Source organism: Streptomyces narbonensis (assembly GCF_014649015.1).
GTDB lineage: Bacteria > Actinomycetota > Actinomycetes > Streptomycetales > Streptomycetaceae > Streptomyces > Streptomyces narbonensis.
Genome location: NZ_BMSF01000018.1, coordinates 117,307 through 136,960 on the forward strand (window position 1 = coordinate 117,307; position 19,654 = coordinate 136,960).

General features: G+C 73.0%; 11 protein-coding genes. 10 read left to right on the plus strand and 1 reads right to left on the minus strand.

Going from position 1 to position 19,654, the window contains the following annotated elements; all coding sequences use genetic code 11:
• The first annotated feature begins 131 nt into the window (after nt 1-131).
• The 6 genes from IE124_RS28675 to IE124_RS28700 all read left to right on the plus strand — a co-directional run bounded on the left by IE124_RS28675 (nt 132) and on the right by IE124_RS28700 (nt 13,654).
• Entirely contained in the window at nt 132-1,838 is a 1,707-nt protein-coding gene (locus IE124_RS28675) for a glycerol-3-phosphate dehydrogenase/oxidase (protein ID WP_189511863.1), read from the plus strand.
• Nucleotides 1,839-2,043: 205 nt separating this feature from the next.
• Entirely contained in the window at nt 2,044-4,599 is a 2,556-nt protein-coding gene (locus IE124_RS28680; RefSeq protein ID WP_189511865.1) for a serine/threonine-protein kinase, read from the plus strand.
• Between the two features lie 148 nt (nt 4,600-4,747).
• Nucleotides 4,748-7,990, plus strand: a complete 3,243-nt coding sequence (locus IE124_RS28685) for a serine/threonine kinase C-terminal domain-containing protein (RefSeq protein ID WP_189511867.1) — start codon at nt 4,748-4,750, stop codon at nt 7,988-7,990.
• A gap of 135 nt (nt 7,991-8,125) precedes the next feature.
• Nucleotides 8,126-9,874, plus strand: coding sequence for a serine/threonine-protein kinase (locus tag IE124_RS28690; protein WP_189511869.1), 1,749 nt, complete (start codon nt 8,126-8,128; stop codon nt 9,872-9,874).
• Between the two features lie 191 nt (nt 9,875-10,065).
• Nucleotides 10,066-11,730 (plus strand): succinic semialdehyde dehydrogenase, encoded by a 1,665-nt coding sequence (locus tag IE124_RS28695; RefSeq protein ID WP_189511871.1) that lies wholly within the window; start codon nt 10,066-10,068, stop codon nt 11,728-11,730.
• A gap of 97 nt (nt 11,731-11,827) precedes the next feature.
• The gene (locus IE124_RS28700) at nt 11,828-13,654 is read left to right on the plus strand and encodes a GMC family oxidoreductase N-terminal domain-containing protein (protein ID WP_189511873.1); all 1,827 of its coding nucleotides are present in this window, start codon (nt 11,828-11,830) and stop codon (nt 13,652-13,654) included.
• A gap of 569 nt (nt 13,655-14,223) precedes the next feature.
• Here IE124_RS28700 and IE124_RS28705 read toward each other — a convergent pair.
• Complete coding sequence (locus IE124_RS28705) at nt 14,224-14,514, minus strand: chorismate mutase (RefSeq protein WP_055641783.1); 291 nt, start codon at nt 14,512-14,514, stop codon at nt 14,224-14,226.
• Nucleotides 14,515-14,841: 327 nt separating this feature from the next.
• Here IE124_RS28705 and guaA point away from each other — a divergent pair, with 327 nt between their 5' ends.
• The 4 genes from guaA to IE124_RS28725 all read left to right on the plus strand — a co-directional run bounded on the left by guaA (nt 14,842) and on the right by IE124_RS28725 (nt 19,592).
• The gene (guaA, locus tag IE124_RS28710) at nt 14,842-16,434 is read left to right on the plus strand and encodes a glutamine-hydrolyzing GMP synthase (protein ID WP_189511876.1); all 1,593 of its coding nucleotides are present in this window, start codon (nt 14,842-14,844) and stop codon (nt 16,432-16,434) included.
• A 111-nt stretch (nt 16,435-16,545) separates the two neighbouring features.
• Complete coding sequence (locus tag IE124_RS28715; protein ID WP_189511878.1) at nt 16,546-17,334, plus strand: class II aldolase/adducin family protein; 789 nt, start codon at nt 16,546-16,548, stop codon at nt 17,332-17,334.
• Between the two features lie 197 nt (nt 17,335-17,531).
• Complete coding sequence (locus tag IE124_RS28720; protein WP_370468833.1) at nt 17,532-18,764, plus strand: hypothetical protein; 1,233 nt, start codon at nt 17,532-17,534, stop codon at nt 18,762-18,764.
• 285 nt (nt 18,765-19,049) lie between these two features.
• Nucleotides 19,050-19,592, plus strand: a complete 543-nt coding sequence (locus IE124_RS28725; RefSeq protein WP_189511882.1) for a DoxX family protein — start codon at nt 19,050-19,052, stop codon at nt 19,590-19,592.
• Nucleotides 19,593-19,654: the final 62 nt, after the last annotated feature.

Consider the following 19,654-nt stretch of genomic DNA (forward strand, 5'->3'; position numbering starts at 1 on the left):
TATGCGGCATTGTGGGGTCGAAGGTCGCCGAGTGTTATCCACAGGGTGGCGGCGAGGCGGTGGCTGAAGTCGCCGGAGCGGGCCAGAATCGAAACCGGGACGGCTCGGGGACGACGGGAGGCACGGCAGTGGTGAGGACAGCGACACTGGGACCGGCCGAGCGCACCGAGGCGCTCAGGGCCATGGCGGAGCGCGAGTTGGACGTACTGGTCGTCGGCGCCGGAGTGGTCGGCGCGGGCACCGCCCTCGACGCCGTCACGAGAGGGCTCTCCACCGGCATCGTCGAGGCCCGCGACTGGGCGTCCGGCACGTCGAGCAGGTCCAGCAAGCTCATCCACGGCGGACTGCGCTATCTGGAGATGCTGGACTTCGCGCTGGTGCGGGAGGCGCTCAAGGAGCGCGGACTGCTCCTGGAGCGGCTCGCACCCCACCTGGTGAAGCCGGTCCCCTTCCTCTACCCGCTCCAGCACAAGGGCTGGGAGCGGTTCTACGCGGGCTCGGGCGTCGCGCTGTACGACGCGATGTCCCTCTCCTCCGGCCACGGCCGAGGCCTGCCCGCGCACCGTCACCTCTCCCGGCGGAGCGCCCTGCGGGTCGCGCCCTGCCTCAAGAAGGACGCCCTGGTCGGCGCCCTCCAGTACTACGACGCCCAGATGGACGACGCCCGCTTCGTCACCACCCTCGTGCGCACGGCCGCCGCCTACGGTGCCAGGGCGGCCAGCCGGGCCCGCGTCGTCGGCTTCCTCCGCGAGGGCGAGCGAGTCGTGGGGGCGCGCGTCCAGGACGTCGAGTCCGGTGGCTCGTACGAGATCCGGGCCAAGCAGATCGTCAACGCCACCGGGGTGTGGACGGACGACACCCAGGCCCTCATCGGCGAGCGAGGCCAGTTCCACGTCCGCGCCTCGAAGGGCATTCATCTGGTCGTGCCCAAGGACCGCATCCACTCGACCACCGGACTCATCCTGCGCACCGAGAAGTCCGTACTGTTCGTCATCCCCTGGGGGCGGCACTGGATCGTCGGCACCACCGACACCGACTGGGACCTCGACAAGGCCCACCCGGCGGCGTCGAGCGCCGACATCGACTACCTCCTGGAGCATGTGAACACCGTGCTCGCGACCCCGCTCACCCGGGACGACGTCCAGGGGGTCTACGCGGGCCTGCGGCCCCTGCTCGCGGGCGAGTCCGACGCCACGAGCAAGCTCTCGCGCGAGCACACCGTCGCCCACCCGGTCCCCGGCCTCGTCGTGGTGGCCGGCGGCAAGTACACGACCTACCGGGTCATGGCCAAGGACGCCGTGGACGAGGCGGTCCACGGTCTCGACCAGCGGGTCGCGGCCTGCGTCACCGAGGACGTCCCGCTCCTCGGCGCCGAGGGCTACCGCGCCCTGTGGAACGCCCGCGCGAGAACGGCCGCCAGGACCGGGCTGCACGTCGTCCGGGTCGAGCATCTGCTCAACCGGTACGGGTCCCTGACGGAGCAGATCCTCGACCTCATCGCCGAGGACCCCCGGCTCGGGGAACCGCTCGCCGCGGCCGACGACTACCTGCGCGCCGAGATCGTGTACGCCGCCTCGCACGAGGGCGCGCGTCACCTCGACGACGTCCTCACCCGGCGGACCAGGATCTCCATCGAGACCTTCGACAGGGGGACGCTCAGCGCGCGCGAGTGCGCGGAGCTGATGGCGCCCGTCCTCGGCTGGGACGCCCTCCAGATCGACAAGGAGGTCGAGCACTACGAGAAGCGGGTCGAGGCCGAACGCGAGTCGCAGAGGCAGCCCGACGACCTGACGGCGGACGCCGCACGGCTCGGGGCGCCGGACATCGTGCCGATCTGACGGGCAGTTTTCGGCCAGACGTCCGTGTCGTCCGGAATCCGATGGGAACCTGGGGGGTGCCTACGGGCGTCGTCATCCCGGAGTACGGACCCGGGGGCGTCGCCCGTCCCGAGGTGAGGGACAATGGGCTCTCTTCCAGGGCGGGTTACCGCATCGCGCGGGAAGCGGCATTCGCGGCGGAGATCAGGGATCGCAGAGGGGACGCATGTCGGAGGCGGAGCAGTCGCGGGACACGGCGAGGGACCCCCGGCGGGACGCCGCCGCGGGGGCCGCGACCGACGGCGACCGAGGGGCGGTTCCGGCCGCACGCGAGGCGGCACGGGACCCGCGAGTCGTGAAGGACGCGCAGGTCACGGACGTTTCGGCGGACGCGGACAAGGCGGAGCGCGCGGACGGCGAGCAGCGCGCGGACAGTGCGAGGGGCGCGGCGGACGCGGCGGACGCGGCCTCGGCCGAGGGCTCCGGCGATGCCGCGGGCGCTGACGGCACGAAGGCTGACGTGGTGTCCGCCGAGGTGTCGGAGGCGGTGTCGGACGAGGTGTCGGACGCGCCCCGGGACGTCCCGGGCGGGGCGTCCGCCGGCTCTGCCGGCGGTTCCTCCGGTGCCTCTTCCGGTGGTTCCTCCGACAGCTCCGTCGGAGAGACCTCCGGAGTGACGGGCCGGCTGCGGGGCACCGAGCCGTCGACCGGCCGGGCCGGATTCGGCGCCGGGGACGGCGACGGCGAGAGCGGTCGCGCCGCGCGCGGGACCGGATCGGCCTCCGGCCGGGCGACCGGCGGCTTCGGCGACCGGCTGCGCAAGGACCCCGTGACGGAGGGCAGGCTGCTCGCCGGCCGCTACCGGCTCGGCGTGGTCCTCGGCCGCGGCGGCATGGGCACCGTGTGGCGCGCGGTCGACGAGACCCTGGGCCGCACCGTCGCCGTCAAGGAGCTCCGCTTCCCCACGAGCATCGACGACGACGAGAAGCGACGCCTCATCACCCGGACGCTGCGCGAGGCCAAGGCCATCGCCCGGATCCGTAACAACGGCGCCGTGACCGTGTACGACGTCGTCGACGAGGACGACCGTCCGTGGATCGTCATGGAGCTCATCGAGGGCAAGTCCCTCGCCGACGCCGTGCGCGAGGACGGCACGCTCACGCCCCGCCGCGCCGCCGAGGTCGGCCTCGCCATCCTCGACGTCCTGCGCTCCGCGCACCGAGAGGGCATCCTCCACCGTGACGTGAAGCCGTCGAACGTCCTGATCGCCGACGACGGCCGGGTCGTCCTGACCGACTTCGGCATCGCCCAGGTCGAGGGCGACCCCTCGATCACCTCCACCGGCATGCTCGTCGGCGCCCCCTCCTACATCTCGCCCGAGCGGGCCCGCGGCCACAAGCCCGGACCGGCCGCCGACCTGTGGTCGCTGGGCGGACTGATCTACGCGGCGGTCGAAGGCAGCCCGCCTTACGACAAGGGCTCCGCCATCGCCACGCTCACGGCGGTGATGACCGAGCCGGTCGACCCGCCGAAGAACGCGGGCCCGGAGCTGGAGCAGGTCATCTACGGCCTGCTCGCCAAGGACCCGGCCCAGCGCCTCGACGACGCCCGTGCGCGCGTCCTGCTGCGGGCCGTCCTCGACGCGCCCGAGCCGGCGCCCGTGGTCTCGCCCGAAGTCACCACCGTCATTCCGCTGCCGCCGCGCCCCGACAAGGCTCCGGCGGAGCCGGCCGCCGGCCGGACCGGGGCGCCCGAGGCGGCCGTCGCCGCCGACCGGGTCCGGGGCGCGCTGAAGTCCGTGCGCAACGCGGCGGCCTCGGCGAAGGCCGAGCCGAAGGCGAAGCCGCCGCGGCCGAAGCCGGCCGAGCCGCTGCAGGGTGGCGGCAGGCAGGCTCCGGCCCGCGCGCCGCTGACCGACGTCGTGCCGCGCCGCACCCTCGTGATCATCGCCGCGGTCGCCGTCCTCGCGCTGCTCGGCACGATCCTGACGGTTTCGCTCAGCGGTGGCGACGACAAGGAGAAGCAGAGCCAGGGGACCGGCGGCACGACGGCCTCGGCCGGCGCGTCCGGCGGCGACGGCCCGGACGGCTCCGGCGGATCCGAGGGCTCCGGCGGTGCGGGACAGACGCCGGGCGGCCCCGGCCAGCAGGGCGGAGCGCAGCCCGGCGGCACAGGGTCCAACGGATCGACGGGCGACACCGGCACGACGGGCACGACCACCGGAACGACCACGGGCACGACGGTCGGGACCACGGTCGGCACGACGACCGGGCAGGGCGGCACCAAGCCGTCCGGCAAGCCCAGTGGCGGCACCGGCGCGCAGCTGCCCGCCGGCTACACCCTCGTCACCAACGACCGCTTCCACTTCTCCATGGCGCTGCCCGCCGACTTCAAGCTCCGCTCGATACCGGGATACGCCCTCGGCGGGATCTGGAGCGAGAGCGGCGGCTTCCCGCGCGTCCAGGTCGACTTCAACGACAGCCCGAAGGACAACGCCCAGAGCGCCTGGGAGCTGGCCAAGGCCGGCGTGGCCGTCACGAGCCAGGACTACGAGCACATCGGCATCAGGCAGGTCTCCTACAAGGGGTACCCGACCGTCGCCGACTGGGAGTTCACGCGTACGCAGAAGGGCATGAAGGTGCGCGTGCTCAACCGCGGCTTCAAGGTGGACGACACCCACGGCTACTCCATCATGATCACCTGCAAGGCGGACGAGTGGGACGGCGCCGAATGCCGGACGCTGCGGGAGACGGCGTTCGCCACGTTCAGCCCCAAGGACTGACCGGCGCCACGTATCGTGAGAGTTCGCGGACCGTACGCAGTCGACAACTGCCGCTAACTGCACGGTGCGGGACCGGAATTGACGGACTCGTGTGATCCGACGGATCCGCGGGTCCACGGGGGACAGCGTGCGCGCGTGGGGAGGCGTCGTGGACGACTACGCGGGAAGGGTGCTGGCGGACCGCTACCGCCTGCCGCTGCCGCCGACCGGCGCGGACGCGGGCCTCGGACCGGACGCGTACGACCTCGCCGAGACGCGCGCCTTCGACACGTACAGCGGGCAGGAGGTCCTGGTCCGGCAGGTGCCCCTGCCGGAGTTCGTGGACGCAGAGGTGCTCGACGGTGCGGACGGCTCCGCGCAGCCCTACGGGAGCGCCGGGCGGGCTACCCGCCGGCCGGCCGAGCCCGTCGTGCGCCGGGCGATCGAAGCGGCCCAGGCCGCCGCGCAGATTCCCGACCACCCCCTCCTCGACCAGGTCTTCGACGTCTTCGCGGAGGCCGGCTCCCTGTGGATAGTGAGCGAGGTCGTGGCGGCCCGGCCGCTGTCCGCGCTGCTCGCCGAGCAGCCCCTGAACCCGTACCGGGCGGCCGAGATCGGCGCCGACGTCCTCACCGCCCTGCGCGCGCTCCACGCCCACGGCTGGGTCCACCGGAACATCACCGCCCGTACCGTTCTCGTCTGCGACGACGGGCGGGTGGTCCTCACGGGCCTCGCCGTGGGGGCCGCCGAAGAGGCCCTGTGCGGCTACGCGCCCGTGCCGGAGCCGGGCGACGACGAGCGGGAGTTCGGGGCGAGGTTCGGGGCCGGGACGGGATCCGGGACGGGGACCGGCTTCGCGTCCCGGGAGTTCGAGCCGGACTTCCCGCGCGCACCCGAGCCGGAGTTCGCCGAGGTGTACACCTCCGACCTGTACGAGGCCGAGGTCCACGAGGAGACGGAGACCGAGGGCGGGGAGGAGTTCGGGGAGGAGTCCGAGGAGGTCCTCGGGGAGGTCTTCGAGGAGGCCGAGGACGGGTTCGAGGACGAGTTCGAGGAGTCCGAGGAGCTCGCGTACGGGACGGGCTCGGGCGAGGAGCTGCTCGGGGAGACCGCCGACGAGTACGGCTCCGACGAGTACGGCTCCGAGGAGTACGCGGCCGGGGTGTACGCGGCCGAGGCGTACGCCGTCGAGGAGTACGGCTCCGAGGGCTACGGCTTCGACCGGTACCGGCGGTCCGGCCAGGACGAGTACGCCTCCGACGGCCACGGCACCGACGCCTACGCGTCCGAGCCCGAGGACGGGAGCGACGGATCCGCAGCCGACCCGTACGGGCGGGAGTCCTACGGGGCCGACCCGTACGGCGCGGGAGCCAGGTCCGCGCCCGGGCCCCGCACCGGGGCGGAGCCCCCGGCGATCGCCCCGCCGCCCACCGCCGACGTCCGGGCCGCACGTGCCGGGGCCATCGCCGCGTACCGCGCGGGGGCGCGCGCCGCGGCGCGGCTCGGCGAGTCCGGGGCGCTCCCCGTCCAGCGCCCCGCGCCGACCGAGCCGCCCACGCCACCGGGCCAGGCGGCGGTCCCCGCCCCCGCGCCCCCACCGCCCCCGGCCCCGGTGCCCGCGTCCGGGGCGCCCGAGCCGCAGTGGTGGTCGCAGGCCGCGGACGACGAGGACGACGACGAGGACGACGACGAGGGCGGCGGCACGTCGTACGGCGGCCCGCAGGCAGGTCCTCCGCCGCGCGTGCACCTCGCCGGCAACTGGAGCGACGGACCTCACGCGGCGCGTGACGGCTCCGGACCGGTCCCCGCAGGCGGCTCGGGCCCGGGCCGCGGCCCCGTGCTGCCCGGCTCGGGCCGCCCGGCACTGCCCGCCGGGTACACGGCCGCGACCCCCGACCCCGCCCGCCTCCCGGTCGCCGCCGGTGCCGCCGGACCGGCGGGTACCGAGGGGCGCGTCGCCGTACCGGCCCAGGTCCATCGCGGCCCCACCACGCGCCTAGACGCCGAGCGGGCCCGTCAGACCCGGATCGCCGTCGTCGGCGCGGTCACCGAGCGCTGGGCGCCCGAGCAGGCCGGCCCCGTGCACGAGAACTGGCGGCTCGCCCCGCCCATCGGTCCCGCCACCGACCTGTGGGCGCTCGGCGCGCTGCTCTACCGGGCCGTCCAGGGCCACGCCCCCTACCCGGAGGACAGCGCCGCCGAGCTCGTCCAGCTGGTCTGCGCCGAACCGCCCGCCTTCGCCGAGGAGTGCGGGCCGCTGCGTCCGGTCGTGGAGTCCCTGCTGCGCCAGGACCCCACCGAGCGACCCGACTTCGAGGAGCTGCGCGGCTGGCTGCGCTCCCTCGTGCGGTCGGCTCCGGAGCCGGAGGCCGGCCTCGGAGCCGTACCGCTGCCGTCCTTCGACGAGAAGCGGCTGCCGATCGTGCGCCGCCGCGGCGAGCTGGTGCGCCGACGCCGCAGGGGCGCGGGTGCCGGGGCGGGCCGCCACCGCCACAAGCGCGGCAAGGACCCCCGCCCCGCGCAGCCCGCGCCGGTCCCTCACGAGGCCCTCTACGAAGCGGGGCCCGCGCCCGCCCACCGGGGCGGATACGCCGACGCGCGGGCGGAGTTCCAGGAGGAGATCCCGCAGCGCGCGCCGCGGGCGCCCCGTGCGCCCCGCGCTCCCGGGGCCCCGCGTGCCCTCGGCCGTACGCTGCTGCTGCTCGTCCTGCTCCTGCTCGGCGGCGGCGTGGCGTACGCGGTCCTCTTCCTGCCGGGCGACGGCGAGGAGCCCGGCGCGTCACCCCGTACCACCGCGACCGCGGACCGGCCCGCCGAACCGTCGGACGAGCCGTCAGGGGGACAGTCCACCGAGCCGCCCGCCCAGCCGTCCACCGAGCCTTCCCCGACGCCTTCCGGCAAGCCTTCCACCAAGCCGTCCACCACCCCGCCCGCGGCCGATCCGTCGGGGCCCGCCCTGGCCGCCGGTTACGCCCTGCGCCAGGACCCGGAGGGCTTCCGGATCGGGGTCCCGAAGGGCTGGCGGCGCAGTCCGATCAACGACGCCGGGCAAGTGCGCTACACGGGCGGCGACTTCATGATGATCGTCGTCCCCGGCCGCGACAGCGTCAGCGACCACGGCTCGGACCCGCTGGAGTACCAGAACTCCAAGGAGCGGGAACTGGACCCCGTGCGGGCGACGAGCTGGGGGGTCGTGGAAGAGGCGCGCCGGATCACCATCGGTACGACGGTGACGGCCACGGGCAGTTACACCTGGCCGGACAGCACGGGCCGCATCGTCTTCGTCCGCAACTTCGCCGTGATCGACGGCGGCAGGTACCACGTCGTCCAGGTCATCGGCCCGAAGAACGAGCGCGCGAAGGTCTCCGAGGTCTTCGACGAGGCCACGAAGGGGTTCCGTCCGGGCCGCTGAGAGGGGCGGGGGAGGCGGGGGTGCCCGGAATGCCCATCGGCCCCCGGTCACAGTGCTGTTCCTATGACGGCCCCGAGGTTCCACAGTCCGTGCCCCCCTCCGTAACCTGGCATCAGAAGGAACGGGCGGGGGCAAGTGGAACATTCTCAGAGCACAGGGGCGGGCCTGTTGCTCGCGGGCCGTTACCGGCTCGGCGAGTGCATCGGCCGCGGCGGTATGGGCAAGGTCTGGCGCGCCCACGACGAGGTCCTTCACCGCGTGGTCGCGGTGAAGGAGCTGACAGCGGGGCGGTTCGTCGCGGAGGCCGACCGGCTCGTGCTGCACGCGCGGACGCAGAAGGAGGCGCGGGCCGCCGCGCGGATCACCCACCCCGGCGTGGTCACCGTCCATGACGTCCTGGAGCACGACAGCCGCCCGTGGATCGTCATGCAGTACGTCGACGGACCCTCGCTCGCCGACGCCGCCAAGGAGGCGGGGGCGATCGAGCCCCGCGAGGCGGCCAGGGTCGGACTGCACGTCCTCGGCGCGCTGCGGGCCGCGCACGCGGCCGGAGTGCTGCACCGGGACGTCAAGCCGGGCAACGTCCTGCTGGCGCGGGACGGGCGCGTGCTCATCACCGACTTCGGGATCGCGGCGATCGAGGGCGACTCGACGATCACCCGCACCGGGGAGATCGTCGGCTCCATCGACTACCTGGCACCCGAGCGGGTACGGGGCGGAGACCCCGGTCCCGCCTCCGACCTGTGGTCCCTGGGGGCCACGCTGTACACGGCGGTCGAGGGCACCTCGCCGTTCCGCCGGACCTCCCCGATCAGCACGATGCAGGCCGTCGTGACGGAGGAGCCGCCGTACCCGGAGAAGGCGGGGCCGCTCGCGCCCGTCATCGTGGCGCTGCTGCGCAAGGAGCCGGAGCACCGGCCGCGCGCGGAAGAGGCCGAGCGGATGCTGCTCGACGCGATGGAGGGACGGACTCCGCAGACGGCGCAGGCCTATGTGCCGACCCAGCGCGTGGCGCGGGAGGACGTGGACCCGGCCGACGTGCTCGGCTTTGGTCTCGATCTGGTGGAGTTGAGCGAGGAGGAGGACGGCCGGGCGGGTACGCGGGACGCCACGGGTCCGACGGACGGCTCGCGCGCTCCCGGACGGGTCCGTACCGCCCAGTGGCCCCACCCGCCCCAGGGATCCGAGTCCGGCCCGCAGCCCCCCTCCGCTTCCCCGCCGACGGTGGTGCCGCCGACGCCCACCCCTGCTCCCTCCTCCTCGTCCTCGGGCCGGGACCGCTGGCGCACCGTGGTCCTCGCGGCCCTGGTCGCCGGTCTCGTCGCGGGCGGTGCCGTCTTCGCGGCCATGAACTACAAGGGGGGCGACCCGCACGCCGGCGGCGGGCGGACCACGGCCACCGCCCCCTCCACGCAGGCCAAGGAGGCCACCGTCCCGGAAGGCTGGCACCGCGTCGAGGACCCGGCCGGCTTCAGCCTCCTCGTGCCGGACGGCTGGAAGCGCCAGAAGGAGGGTGACCAGATCGACTACACCCCGGACAACGGCAACCACCGGATCCGGATCAGCATCGACAAGAAGCCCGACTTCGAGAATCCGTACATGCACGCCCTCGACCTGGAGCGCGTCCTGCAGAAGCGGATGGACTACAAGCGGATCAAGCTCGGCCAGGTCACCTACCGGGACCAGGTCCACTCCGCCCAGTGGGAGTTCAGCTGGACCGAGCGGAAGGACTTCCCCGGACCGCGGCACGCGATCGACCTCATGTACTACGAGGACGACGGCACGGAGTACGCCGTGTACATGTCCTCGCCGGAGTCGAGCTGGGAGACCACCCGCGAGCAGTTCGACATCGTGCTCCAGCACTGGCGGGCGCCCGGGGAGTGAACGTACGGCCGGACGGGCGGCGGGCGGGACGGGGTGGAGGGGCCGGAAAAATCTCCCCGGCCGGCCTCCGACAGCCGTAAGCCCCTGATCAGGGCTTATATGCCAGTGATCACTGGCGCGATGTGTGCGCCCGGTGAAAACGCGTTACCGACGGGTACCCAAAGGGCGGAACGCCGCCTACGCTCGCCCTCATGACGGACTCGCAGGCCCCCGCCGCCCTCTCGGTTCCCGAAGCCCCCGCCGCGAAGGGCGGAGCGGCCGTGCCCGCCGGCGCGACCAACCCGGTCGCGCCCGCGCCCGCCGGCGCGCGGACCGCCGCCGACGTCGTGACGCCCGAGGTGGTCGCCCGGCTCACCCGTGGCGTCGTCGGCTCCGGCCGGACCGCCAACCACACCCCCTTCACCGGGGAGCGGCTGGCGGAGCTGCCCGAGTCCACCCCCGAGGACGTCGCCGAGGCCTTCACGCGCGCGCGTGCCGCCCAGGCCGCCTGGGCCGCCACCCCGGTCAGGGCCCGCGCCGCCGTACTCCTCCGCTTCCACGACCTCGTCCTCCAGCGCCAGTCCGAGGTCCTCGACCTCATCCAGCTGGAGACCGGCAAGGCGCGCCTGCACGCCCACGAGGAGGTCCAGGCGGTGTGCGTCGCCGCCCGCCACTACGGCCGCAAGGCCGCCTCGTACCTGCGTGCCAAGCGCCACACCGGCGTCGTACCGACCCTCACCAAGGTCACCGAGCTGCGCCAGCCGCGCGGCGTCGTCGGCCAGATCGCGCCCTGGAACTACCCGCTGGAGCTCTCCGTCGGCGACGCACTCCCCGCCTTCGTCTCGGGCAACGCGGTCGTCATGAAGCCCGACACGGAGACCGCGCTCACCGCGCTCTGGGCCCGCGACCTGCTCGTCGAGGCGGGGCTGCCCGCCGAGGTCTTCCAGGTCGTCCTGGGCGAGGGCCCGGTCGTCGGCCCCGAGGTCGTCAAGCACGCCGACTACGTCTCCTTCACCGGCTCCACCCGCACCGGCCGCGAGGTCGCCCAGGGCGCCGCCGCCCGGCTCGTCGGCGTCTCCCTCGAACTCGGCGGCAAGAACGCGATGCTCGTCCTGAAGGACGCCGACATCGAGAAGGCCGCCGCCGGAGCCGTCCGCGCCTGCTTCTCCTCCGCCGGACAGCTCTGCATCTCCATCGAGCGGCTGTACGTCCACGAGTCGATCGCCGACGCCTTCCTCGACCGCTTCGCCGCCCGCACCAAGGCCATGCGCCTCGGCAGCTCCCTCGCGTACGGCGCGGACATGGGCTCCCTCGTGGGCGACCGGCAGCTGGAGACGGTCACGAAGCACGTCGACGAGGCCGTCGCCAAGGGCGCCAGGCTCGTCGCCGGCGGCGTCGCCCGCCCCGACATCGGCCCCCTCTTCTACGAGCCGACCATCCTCGACGGCGTCGAGGCCCCGATGGCCGTCTGCTCCGAGGAGACCTTCGGGCCGGTCGTCTCGGTCTACCGCTTCACGGACGAGGACGAGGTGATCGAGCTCGCCAACGGCACGCCGTACGGCCTCAACTCCTCCGTGTGGACCCAGGACTCGCGCCGCGGCCACGCCGTCGCGTCCCGGCTGCGCACCGGCACCGTCAACATCAACGAGGGGTACGCGCCGGCCTACGGCAGCGTGCAGTCCCCGATGGGCGGCATGAAGGACTCCGGTCTCGGCCGCCGCCACGGCTCGGAGGGCATCCTCAAGTACACCGAGGCCCAGACCGTCGCCCAGCAGCGGCTGATGCCGCTCGCGCCCTCCTTCGGCATGGACGACGAGAAGTACGCCGCGGTGATGAGCCTGTCCCTGAAGGCGATGAAGGCCCTGCGCCTGCGCTGACGCCGGGAGTTCCCGACGCAGCGAGTTCCCGGACGGCCTGACTGTCCGTCCCCCACCGTCCCCGACCGTTTCCGCCCCTTTCCGTACGAGGAGAGCCATGACCGCGGTACCCCCTACCCAAAATCAGGAGCAGGCGGAGGACGCCGCGTACGACTACGACGTCCTCGTCGTCGGCTCCGGCTTCGGCGGTTCGGTCACCGCCCTCCGGCTCACGGAGAAGGGCTACCGGGTCGGCGTCCTGGAGGCCGGGCGCCGCTTCACCCCCGGGACCCTGCCGAAGAACTCCTGGGACCTGAAGAACTTCCTGTGGGCCCCCGCGCTCGGCCTCTACGGCATCCAGCGCATCCACCTGCTGGGCAACGTGATGGTCCTCGCGGGCGCCGGCGTGGGCGGCGGTTCCCTCAACTACGCCAACACCCTCTACGTACCGCCGAAGCCCTTCTTCGACGACCCGCAGTGGAAGGACATCACGGACTGGCAGGAGGAGCTGAAGCCGTACTACGACCAGGCTCAGCGGATGCTCGGCGTCCGGCTCAACCCGACGACGACCCCCTCGGACGTGCACCTCAAGGCGGCCGCGCAGGCGATGGGCATCGGCGACACCTTCCACATGGCGCCCGTCGGCGTCTTCTTCGGGGACGGGGCCGACGCGGACGGGACCTCGAAGGCGAAGCCCGGCGGCCAGGTCGCCGACCCCTACTTCGGCGGCGCGGGCCCCGCCCGGCGCGCCTGCACCGAGTGCGGGGAGTGCATGACGGGCTGCCGCCACGGGGCCAAGAACACCCTCAACGAGAACTACCTCCACCTCGCCGAGAAGGCGGGCGCCACCGTCCACCCCATGACCACGGTCGTGACCGTCACCGAGGACTCCCGGGGCGGCTACGCGGTGCAGACGCTCCCCACCGACAACCGGCGCAAGGGCAAGGGGCGGACCTTCCGCGCCCGCCGCGTGGTGATCGCGGCCGGCACGTACGGCACGCAGACCCTGCTGCACCGGATGAAGGACGGCGGCCTGCTGCCCCGGATCTCGCAGCGGCTCGGCGAGCTCACCCGTACCAACTCCGAGGGCCTGGTCGGCGCGCAGACCACCGACCGGCGCTACCGCAAGAAGCACGGCAAGGAGAGGGCCGACTTCACCCGGGGCGTCGCCATCACCTCCTCGATCCACCCCGACGAGAACACCCACATCGAGCCGGTCCGGTACGGCAAGGGCTCCAACTCCATGGGCGGCATGACCGTCCTCCAGGTGCCCTACGGGGCCCACCGGGTGCGCAACTGGTTCCTCAACATGCTGAAGCACCCGACGCTCGCCGCCCGCGCGCTCTCCAACCGGCGCTGGTCGGAGCGGACCATCATCGGTCTGGTCATGCAGTCCCTGGACAACTCCCTGACGACCTACCGCAAGCCCGGCGGGATCGGAAAGGGCCTGCTCACGGCCCGGCAGGGGCACGGGGCGCCGAACCCGGTCCAGATCCCGGAGGCCACCAGGGCCGCGACCCTCCTCGCCGAGGAGATCAACGGCTTCGCCGGCTCCAACATCGGCGAGCTGATGGGCACCCCGCTCACCGCCCACTTCCTGGGCGGCTGCCCGATCGGCGCCGACGCCGAGTCCGGCGTCATCGACCCGTACCACCGGCTCTTCGGGCACCCCGGGATCTCCGTCGTGGACGGGGCGGCCGTCTCCGCCAACCTCGGCGTCAACCCGTCCCTGACGATCACGGCTCAGGCGGAGCGGGCGATGTCGTTCTGGCCGAACAAGGGCGAGGAGGACCCGCGGCCGCGGCAGGGGGAGGCGTACGCGCGGGTGGCGGCGGTCGAGCCGAAGTCGCCGGCGGTCCCGGCCGAGGCCTTCGGCGCCCTGCGGCTGCCGTTCCTGGGAATCCCGACGGTCCCGCCGAAGGCGGCACCGGACGGTCAGGCATGAGACGCACGGTGTGACACGCACGGCGTGACACGCACGGCATGAGAAAAGGCGCTGCACCCCCCTCCGAGTGCAGCGCCTTTCCTGCTTTTGGTGATGCTGCATAGATGACCTGCGACCGACGGGATTGGTTGTAGCGGTTGCACAGGATCTTGATGTGACGCGCGTCACGCCGGGGGGTCGCCGTGCGGCCGCCCGCGCGGCGCCCATGGGAAAGGGCCCCGTGCCGCGATTCCGGTCGCGGCACGAGGCCCTTGGGCGTCGGCGCCGGGGGATCGCGCCGCGCGGGGGAGGAGATCGGGGGGACGGACGTACGAGGGAGGTCGACCGGTTGCGGCCGACCCCGAGCGTCCCCGGGGCCGACCGCCCTTGCTGGTGACCGGGCTGCTGTCCCCTGCTGCCCGGTCACACGCGCTGGTGCGAGGTCCCACGGCGCACCGGAGGTACGCCACACGCCCCAGCGAAGCCACGCGTGGTTTCTACGGGCCCGCCCCTGGCTGGCACGGACACCCGGACCAACGAAGCCGGGTCGCGGCCGGTCACGCGCCGTACGGGTGAGAGCGGGATCGAACTCAGATGCGGCCCCGGCACAGCTCCAGCATGGTCATCGCGAGGGCCGTGCCGGGCTTGCCCAGCGCGTCACGGTAGTGACCGAGGACCTCCATCTCGCGGGTCAGGTTCACCCGGCGGCCGCCGGAGGAGATCCGGGCCTCCTGGATGACGGCCGAGACGGCCATCCGTTCCTGGATGAGACCGATGATCCGGTCGTCGAGGGAGTCGATGCGCTCACGGGCGCCACCGATCAGCGTCGCCGCCTCGTCGGTGCGGGCGCCGGTCTTCTCGGTCTGGGTCATGGCGGTCATACGGGGCTCCTCGGGGTGTCGGGGGCGGAGCCCCGGGGCGACACGGCCCGGAAACGACAGAGCGCCCCGGGCCTTGTCGGCCCGGGGCGCCTGGGAAGTCGCTTGTCAGTTGCTCAAGCAGCACGACCATGGCAGCCGGACGGGCCGGTGCCATAGGTAAAGACGAAGGTCGAGAGCTTGCGCATGGCGACAGTATGGACCCCGCCGCGGACCGGGGGCCAACCCGGGTTCGGATGGTGAGACGAAAAGTGCGAGCGGCGCGCCGGTAGAATCGACAAATAGCACCCCCCTTCGGGGGACCCTCCCTACCGCCGGAAGGCCGCCGTAGTGTCATCAGCGACCCCCGCTGCCGCGCCCGACGTCTCCAACCCGGACGTAGTCCTCGTTGTCGACTTCGGCGCCCAGTACGCCCAGCTCATCGCCCGCCGCGTCCGTGAGGCCCGGGTCTACAGCGAGATCGTCCCGTCCACCATGCCGGTGGCCGAGATGCTGGCCAAGAACCCGAAGGCGATCATCCTCTCCGGCGGCCCGTCCTCCGTGTACGCGGAAGGCGCCCCCCGCCTCGACCGCGCGATCTTCGAGGCGGGCGTCCCCGTCTTCGGCATGTGCTACGGCTTCCAGCTGATGGCGACGACGCTCGGTGGCACCGTCGACAACACCGGCGCCCGTGAGTACGGCCGGACCGACCTGCACGTCTCCAGGGCCGGCTCGACCCTCTTCGAGGGCACCCCGGTCGAGCAGTCCGTGTGGATGTCGCACGGCGACGCCTGCTCCGCCGCCCCCGAGGGCTTCTCCGTCACCGCGTCCACCGACGTCGTGCCGGTCGCCGCCTTCGAGAACGACGAGAAGAAGCTGTACGGCGTCCAGTACCACCCCGAGGTGCTGCACTCCACGCACGGCCAGCAGATCCTGGAGCACTTCCTCTACCGTGGCGCCGGCATCGAGCCGAGCTGGACCACGGGCAACGTGATCGAGGAGCAGGTCGCGGCCATCCGCGCCCAGGTCGGCGACAAGCGCGCCATCTGCGGTCTCTCCGGTGGCGTCGACTCCGCCGTGGCCGCCGCGCTCGTGCAGAAGGCGATCGGCTCGCAGCTCACCTGCGTCTACGTCGACCACGGTCTGATGCGCAAGGGCGAGACCGAGCAGGTCGAGAAGGACTTCGTCGCGGCCACCGGCGCCAACCTGGTCGTCGTCGACGCGCAGGAGCGTTTCCTCGACGCCCTCGCCGGCGTCTCCGACCCGGAGACCAAGCGGAAGATCATCGGCCGCGAGTTCATCCGCGTCTTCGAGCAGGCTCAGCTGGAGATCCTCCAGGAGGAGGGCCCCGAGGTCGCCTTCCTCGTCCAGGGCACGCTCTACCCGGACATCGTCGAGTCCGGCGGCGGCACGGGCACGGCCAACATCAAGTCCCACCACAACGTGGGCGGCCTCCCCGACGACATCGAGTTCCAGCTCGTCGAGCCGCTGCGCCAGCTCTTCAAGGACGAGGTCCGGATGGTCGGCCAGGAGCTCGGCCTGCCCGAGGAGATCGTCCAGCGCCAGCCCTTCCCCGGCCCCGGCCTCGGCATCCGCATCGTCGGCGAGGTCACCAAGGAGCGCCTGGACCTGCTGCGCGATGCCGACGCCATCGCCCGCGAGGAGCTCACCGCCGCCGGTCTCGACCGGGAGATCTGGCAGTGCCCGGTCGTCCTGCTCGCCGACGTCCGCTCCGTGGGCGTCCAGGGCGACGGCCGCACCTACGGTCACCCGATCGTGCTGCGCCCCGTCTCCTCCGAGGACGCGATGACGGCCGACTGGTCGCGCCTGCCCTACGAGGTGCTCGCCAAGATCTCGACCCGCATCACGAACGAGGTCGCCGACGTGAACCGCGTCGTCCTCGACGTCACGAGCAAGCCCCCGGGCACCATCGAGTGGGAGTAGTCGCTCCCGCAGGTGTCCGAAGCCGTCGTCCCGGTGTTCCGGGGCGGCGGCTTCGTCGTGTTCACGTCCGGACTCTGGTGACTTGCCCGGCCGGGCGTTACCTTCCGGCGCATGAGCGTGATACCCGTGCCCGTCCCCGTCGACCGGCTCCACTTCGCCATGCCGCCCGTCCACGCGACGGCCGAGGAGGAACGCACCCACCGCAGGCAGCGGCTCGCGGGTGCGCTCCGGCTCTTCGGACGGCTCGGATACGAGGAGGGCGTCTCGGGTCACATCAGCGCCCGCGACCCGGAGTTCCCCGACTGCTACTGGGTGAACCCCTTCGGGGCGCCCTTCGAGGACCTCACCGCGAGCGACCTCGTCCTCGTCAACGGTGACGGGCAGGTCGTCCGCGGCGGCCAGCACGTGAACCAGGCGGCCTTCACCGTCCACGCCCAGGTCCACCGCGCCCGGCCCGACGTCGTCGCCGTCGCCCACACCCACTCCCTCCACGGGCGGGCCCTCGCCGCGCTCGGCGAACTCCTCGACCCGCTCACCCAGGAGGCGTGCGCCTTCTACCAGGACCACGCCCTCTACGACGCCTACACCGGAGTCACCGTCGACGCCGAGGAAGGCCGCCGGATCGCCCTCGCCCTCGGCTCGTTCAAGGCGATCGTGCTGCGCAACCACGGGCTTCTCACCGTCGGCGGCTCCGTCGACGCGGCGGCCTGGTGGTTCATCGCCATGGAACGCTGCGCCCAGGTCCAGCTGACCGCGCGGGCCGCCGGGAAGCCGGTGCCGATCGACCACCGGGAGGCGGTCGCCACCCGCGAACAGCTGGGCAGCGACCTCGTCGGCTGGATCAACTACCAGCCGCTCTGGCGCCGGATCAGCCGAGCGGAGCCCGAACTCCTGTCGTAACACCATCGCTTCACCCTTCTGTACGTCAATGAGATGGCGCGGCAATCACTCTCCGGCGGGGCGCACACGGCAGCTCCGGGAGCCGCCGATACGACACAATTCCGTGGAATCAACGGCTGGTTGACCGTTCGGCACGCATCGGAGCGCACCGGATCGCAACGGAACGGGTCGTGATGTGAGCTCGGGAAGTGAGCACCGTGGCGGTTCAAGAGGCGAGACAGTACGGCGGACACGCGACGGCCTGCGCCGGCTGCGCCCACTGCGGGAAGGCCGGCCACCGGCGCGCGGTCGCCGCCTTCCTCGCCCGGCGGGACGAGCTGGCCGCCGGGCACGGCGTCCCCGCGGCCGTCGCCCACTCGCCGGTCGCCGCCCGCCAGTGGGTCTCCGACGAGCTGGCCCAGTCCGCCCGCGCCGTGGCCCTGCGCGGCCGTGAGGCAGGGGCCGTCTGGCTCGACCGGGTCCGCAGCCGGGGCATCGGCGCCGTCTGGGGAGCCGTCCTCGCCCTCCTCCTGGGCCAGGCCATCACCGCGATCGGGAGCGGCTGGACCGGTGCCCGCACGGCCGGCCTGTGCACCGCCCTCGTCCTCGCCGCCCTGCTCAGCGCCGCCGCGCACACGCACCGGGCGCGCGGTGGTCTCCTCGCCCCGCTGATCGGCGAGGACAACCGGCTCTCCACCAGCCGGGCCGTCGCCGCCGCCTGGCTCCTCCTCCTCGGCTTCACCCTCCCCTTCCTCGCGTTCCTCGCGCCGGGCCGGTCGGCCTTCGTCCTGTCCCGGGGCGCCGGCCTGCTCACCGTCTTCGCCCTCGTGGCGGCCGTCACCGTCACCGCCCGTCTCGTCGTCTCCGTCCGGATCGCGTCCCGCCGCCTCCAGAAGGTCCGCGCCGACCGTCCGCGCGCCGCCGACCTGCTCTGCGACGACAGCGGCCGGGCCGGCCTCGCCGACGTCCAGTACCTCCTCGTCTCCTGCGCCGTCCTGGCCCTGACGGCCGTCGGCCTCGCCCGCGACCCCGGCCGGCTCCCCGAGGTGCCCTGGTCGCTCGTCCTGCTCCTCGCCGTCTCGGCGGCCTGGTACCTCGCCGCGAAGTGCACCGAGGGCGTCCGCCCGACGATCCACTCCGTCGTCCGCTCCCGGGAGGCGGGCGACCTCGACGCCCCGATCCGCACGGGGGACGACATCGAGATCCGCGGCTGCGGCTTCGTCCCGCCGGGCGCCGCCGCCCCCGACCCGCTGACCCGGCTGGTCGTGCGCATCGGTCCCGTCCACGCCCACGTCCCCCTCGTCCCGGTCCCGGGCGGCTTCGCCAACCCGACGGACGCGTCCCTCACCGTCCCCCTCCCCGCAGACGTGGAACCGGGCCGGGTGGAGGTCTCGGTCGTGACGGCGGCCGGGGTCGAGACCAATCGGGTCACGATCGACGTCGTTGACTAGGGCGTGTCTTTCGGATCAGGCCGGATCAGGGAGCGGGGTCTGGTGCGTGCGATCGCAAGGCGGAGGAGGAAGTCAACACGGTGGGGGCACCCCCGTGCCCGAAGGGCTACGGGGGATGTTGGCGACCGACGACAACGTGGCGAGCGTGCGTGCCAGACCCCGCGAGCCCGGCATGATCCGAAAGACACGCCCTAGCGTCCGGCCCCCTCCACGTATCCCTGCGGCGCGAGTCCGAGGAGAATCGTTCCGCGAACAGTCGTACGGGACGTGGAGAGGTGACCGGCGATGACGGGACGAGCGGACCGGACCAGCGGCACGACGGGATGGCGGGCCACCTACGCCCGACGGCAGGTCACCTTCGACCGGTGGAAGGCCTTCGCCTCCCGGTACGCCCTCGTCCCGCTGCGGCTCTTCCTCGGAATCACGTTCATCTACGCGAGCCTCGACAAGCTCACCGACTCCGCCTTCTTCGCCGCCGACGGCAGCGGCTCCATCGGCGAGACGATGCGCGCCGTGCGGGACAGCTCGGCGATCCCGGGCCTCGTCGACCTCGCCCTCAAGAACCCCGCGGGCTTCGGGTACGCCATCGCCTTCGGAGAGCTCGCGGTCGGGATCGGGACCCTGATCGGTCTCTACGCCCGCGTGGCGGCGCTCGGCGGCGCGCTGATCTCCCTGAGCCTGTGGCTGACCGTGAGCTGGCAGGTGAACCCGTACTACCTGGGCAACGACCTGGCCTATCTGATGGCCTGGCTCCCGCTGCTGCTGGCCGGGGCGTCCGTGCTGTCGGTGGACCGGCTTCTCGCCGACCGGCGGCGCCGTATCTCGTAGGTCATCCAGCCCGCGAAACCGGCCGTGCCCAGACCGGCGCAGAGGACCGGGACCACCCCGAA

Bases quoted from the DNA above. Each gene is read 5' to 3' on its own strand.
- IE124_RS28705 (WP_055641783.1), bottom strand. From the start codon at position 14,514: ATGACCGCCATGACCCAGACCGAGAAGACCGGCGCCCGCACCGACGAG.
- IE124_RS28700 (WP_189511873.1), top strand. From the start codon at position 11,828: ATGACCGCGGTACCCCCTACCCAAAATCAGGAGCAGGCGGAGGACGCC.
- IE124_RS28725 (WP_189511882.1), top strand. From the start codon at position 19,050: ATGACGGGACGAGCGGACCGGACCAGCGGCACGACGGGATGGCGGGCC.
- IE124_RS28715 (WP_189511878.1), top strand. From the start codon at position 16,546: ATGAGCGTGATACCCGTGCCCGTCCCCGTCGACCGGCTCCACTTCGCC.
- IE124_RS28695 (WP_189511871.1), top strand. From the start codon at position 10,066: ATGACGGACTCGCAGGCCCCCGCCGCCCTCTCGGTTCCCGAAGCCCCC.
- IE124_RS28680 (WP_189511865.1), top strand. From the start codon at position 2,044: ATGTCGGAGGCGGAGCAGTCGCGGGACACGGCGAGGGACCCCCGGCGG.